Annotated in this window: 4 protein-coding genes and 1 pseudogene; 1 reads left to right on the top strand and 4 read right to left on the bottom strand. The window is 45.4% G+C overall.

What is annotated here, in order from left to right:
* Positions 1-320: 320 nt before the first annotated feature.
* The 3 genes from radB to J7J01_09770 form a co-directional block, all read right to left on the bottom strand.
* Positions 321-1,043, bottom strand: a complete 723-nt coding sequence (radB, locus tag J7J01_09780; GenBank protein MCD6211150.1) for a DNA repair and recombination protein RadB — start codon at positions 1,041-1,043, stop codon at positions 321-323.
* 68 nt (positions 1,044-1,111) lie between these two features.
* Entirely contained in the window at positions 1,112-1,657 is a 546-nt protein-coding gene (locus J7J01_09775; GenBank protein MCD6211149.1) for an NTPase, read from the bottom strand.
* 38 nt (positions 1,658-1,695) lie between these two features.
* Complete coding sequence (locus tag J7J01_09770; protein MCD6211148.1) at positions 1,696-2,550, bottom strand: DUF2099 family protein; 855 nt, start codon at positions 2,548-2,550, stop codon at positions 1,696-1,698.
* A gap of 57 nt (positions 2,551-2,607) precedes the next feature.
* On the opposite strand from J7J01_09770, the gene J7J01_09765 reads away from it, so the two are divergent.
* Positions 2,608-3,837 carry a cysteine desulfurase gene (locus tag J7J01_09765; protein MCD6211147.1) on the top strand — a complete coding sequence of 410 codons (1,230 nt, stop codon included), beginning with the start codon at positions 2,608-2,610 and terminating at the stop codon, positions 3,835-3,837.
* Between the two features lie 105 nt (positions 3,838-3,942).
* On the opposite strand, the pseudogene J7J01_09760 reads toward J7J01_09765, so the two are convergent.
* A pseudogene (locus J7J01_09760) lies at positions 3,943-4,133 on the bottom strand (IS5 family transposase).
* Positions 4,134-4,243: the final 110 nt, after the last annotated feature.

The raw sequence follows: 4,243 nt of genomic DNA, 5'->3' as shown, positions 1-4,243 counted from the left end.
TCGATAAGATAAGATATGAAGTGCGAGCACCGTTACAGCAGTAATGGATTTCCAGTAATTATTCAATATCAAGTGGTTCTCAAGAGGAAAATCAAAAATTTTATAGAGGAATATATTCAGATGCAATTAGATGCTTATACCCTACAACCCTACAATACCCAAAAAAGAGATAATAACTTTGGATCCTGAAGGCATAGATTTCGATAATAGGGAAGCAGAGGGTCGGTTTCTTTGATTATATCAGATATAGATTTAGCACAGCTCATTTCACATAATCATCTTTAATATCCACCTTTTATTGAGCAGATACCAAATAATGATTATTCTACACCTCCACCCGTAATGAAGAACTCGCATGTAATATCCTCGGGCATAGACCTGTGTTTCTTTATAGTCGCCCGCCTCTTACCCCCGCCTTGTGGTGACTTCTCCAGCTGTACTATCACCTTAGAGAGGTGCTCAAGTGCATAACCACCAGAAGGGCGTAATTTACCTTTACCTTCCTCTATATCCGAATAGACCTGGTTGGTAATAATAACCGCGAGGTCGTATCGCCGTGCAAGCATCAGAAGCTGCTCTATCTGATTCGCCAGTACTCGTCTCAGATACATGCTCCGCTCTTCATCCAGCTCCAGCCGATAAAACAGTGTCGCTGAATCCAGGATTACAAGCGCTACATTCTTTTTCTCCTCTATTACACCCTCTACCTCTTTTATGCATGCTGTCTGCTGCTCAAAGCTCTGTGGCTCGTATATTATTATTCGGCGCGCTATACTCTCTATATCACGCTCGTCCGAAACACTCCTCGCAATCTGTATAAATCTCTCAGGTGAGAAGCCCTCACTGTCTATAAAAATCACCGTCTTTCCCATTCTTGCACATTCTATCGCGGTCTGAAGGCATATATTCGTCTTACCACTACCCGCCTCACCGTATAACTGGGTCACTGTTCCTGATTCAAAGCCACCACCCAGCAGCTCGTCTATGCACTTACATCCACTCTTATATCTCACCGGAAGTTGTATCTCCATCTCCGTATCCATCGGCGTTGTATCTATCCAATTCAAATTCAAGTGTTTATGTTTATAGTTTATAGTTTATACCATATCAATCAGGAATGGGGAATCAAACAAGCCTTAAGCTTATCCATCGCCATGGTTGCGATCTCGTCCCTGTTCGCAATAGTAACCTCCAGGATATCAAACTCCCTCTTCACCCTTCTCACCAGCTCGTGCTGTGAAGCACGATGAACACTGACGAGCATCGGCTTCTCACTCGCTATCGCACGTTCCACAGCTTCTATAAACCTCTTTGACTTCAATTCCATGGGTCCTATCTCGTCAATAACAATTATATCAGAATAAACCACCGCGTTTAATATCGAGTTAGCACCCAGGCTGTCCAGATCGCCAAGATTCAGGATATATTTCCCCACTCTAATGCTGCCATGTAGCCGGATATGTGCGAGAATGCCCTGTTCTTCGGTACTTATATCCTCGATAGAGAAGCCTATTCTTACTCCTCGTTCTCGAATGTCCGCAGTGAGCATGCCACCAACTGATACACCCATGGCTTTCAAATCCTTTATCAAACTCTTTATGAGCGTTGACTTGCCTACCCTCGGCTTGCCGGTCAGTCCTATCCTCTCCACTCTCAACTCGCATCCCTCACATACACACTCAACTCAAACTCACATTAAACCAGCGGTATCGGCTGCTTCTCTGCTGGTAACATCGGCAATTGCATAGCACTCAACAGCAATCTATCTTCGATCTCCTTCGCACGTTCCAGTAATAATTCCTTACCCGCTGGTGTGAGTGCAAATATCGGAATAGCAGTACCAGCCTGTAAAATCACTCGCTCCTTCGCCAGTTCCCTTATATACCGTGATGCACAGGCAGTAACCAGATCAGCAACTTGAAGGAGCCTCTCTGCATCGCTCCTCGTAATGCCTGTTAGATGTACACCGAATATGATTGCATCTTCACTTATAGCCCGGCATTGCTCGGCATCTTCAACTGTGCACACAGTCACACCCACTCTTTTATAGCCCATACGAAGTGCAATACGCAGTCCCGCAGGCTGATCTATCGCAGGTGGCACGAGTGTTACACCTCCTCTTTCGCTTATGCCCCTCAAAATAGCTCCCACCGGGCTGGTCTCTATTACCCCGCCTAATCTCGCACCTATACCCTGTACTAAAGCAGGATTGGAGGTAATAACAGTGCCAGCACCTTCACAAACCGTAACAGTGGCATCGAGCAGTCCTTTATGAAGTGCGGTCATTAACGTCTCAGAAGCGCCGAAACCAACAAAAACATCTAGCTCCAGCGCCCTCTCCGCAGTACACATGCCGAAATCTCGTATCCTGAACTCCACATTATCTCTGATCACCCGTTCATTTATCTCCTCTATCCCCCTTATCTTCGCCCATAAAGGACAGTATTTCAGTACCGGTCTCCCAATCTCCACCACTTTACCATCCTCCACTACCACCCTTGCTCTTCCCAGCGTCTCTATCACGTGCCTGTCCTTATTACGGTTGTTCATCGATCAACAATTAATAAATAGGAGAAGAGAAGAAAAAGAGATGTAGGGTATAAAATTATGACAGATATAGATACAGAGCGGATAAGGCGTGATTTCACTATTCTGGAGTCTGGTATAATATACATGGACACAGCAGCGACGAGTCTAACGCCCGAACCTGTTCTTGATGCCGTACTGGGCTATTACAGGCGATATAATGCGAATGTGGGTAGAGGCGTCCACAGACTAACACGGCTAGCAACAGCGGAATATGAAGAAGCGCGTAATAAGGTTGCAAAATTCATTGGTGCACGCGCTCATGAGATTGTCTTCACACGGAACACCACAGAAGGTATAAATATGGTCGCATCCGGGCTCAGCATGCATAAGGGTGATAAGGTCGTTATCAGTCTGCTGGAGCACCATTCAAACCTACTGCCATGGCTACGTGCGAAGCGTAAGTTCGGGATAGATATAGAGGTGGTGAAGCCCGCTAACGGCGATAGGAAAAGCTGTGAACTGGGAATCTCGGATTTTGAAGCGGCAATAGATTCGGATACGCGAATCGTAGCGGTCAGCCATGTCTCCAACGCTCTTGGCTCTATTCTACCAATTCGCGCAATATCGAAGCTGTGCCATGCGAATGATGCGCTGTTACTCGTGGATGGTGCACAATCGGTACCTCATCTGCCGGTAGATGTAAAGGAACTGGGCTGTGACTTCATGGCGTTCTCAGGGCATAAGATGCTCGCTCCCACCGGTATAGGAGCACTGTACATAAGAGAGGAACTCATGCCCGGTATAGAACCTCTGAATGTAGGTGGCGGAGGTGTAGAGACCGCTTCTTTCGTTGAATATGAGTTAAAAGGTGCGAATGAGGGGTTTGAGAGTGGTACACCCGATATATCAGGTGCGATAGGGCTTGGTGCCTCAGTTGATTATTTAAATGCAATAGGCATGGAGAACGTGAAGCTAAAAGAGGAGAAGCTGACAAAGGAGCTCATAGAAGGACTACAGAAGATACCTGGCGTTGAACTTTATGGCTACGATTACGATGCATCCTCAAATAAAAGAATAGGTACCGTATCGTTCAATCTTGATGGTAAGAACCCGGATGATGTGGCGCTGCTGCTCGATAATAAAGCGGGTATAATCGTAAGGTCAGGACATCACTGCTGTATGCCGCTGATGAATTATCTCGGTATAGAAGGAACAGTCAGGGCTTCTTTATATCTTTATAATACAGAGCGTGAGGTGAACAGATTACTGGAACTCGTGCGAAAGATAGCTAATGGACTATCTATCTAACTTTCTCCATCCTTACATCCTCATATCCTCTCCCCTCTTCACTCTTCACCAGTTCGCTTAGCGCTTTTAGCTTCACGTCATCCCAATAGACCTTCACAGGCAGCTCTTTTGCTTTCCACAAACGGCGTTTACGGTTCTCAACACCATATCCACAAACTGATCGACTGTAAACCTGCTTAAAAGCCTGTAAACTCCCTTAACGATGCTTTAGCCTTTAATTCGCTTATTATGAAGGTTATATCACCTTCAAAGCACATTGCGAGTATCACGACCTTCAACATCGTTATAGCTTCACTTTTGATAGATTGGAGAATGATATGATGATCTTTTGTGAATGGTTGGTGGAGGGGATTAAACTGTATGTTCAAACTTATCAGGGAACAGATATGCGAAGTAAAGCGGATAA

This window comes from Methanophagales archaeon, assembly GCA_021159465.1.
Classification (GTDB): Archaea; Halobacteriota; Syntropharchaeia; order Alkanophagales; family Methanospirareceae; genus G60ANME1.
Note: the sequence above shows the minus strand (reverse complement) of the source record. Positions and strands in the feature narration are given on the sequence as shown.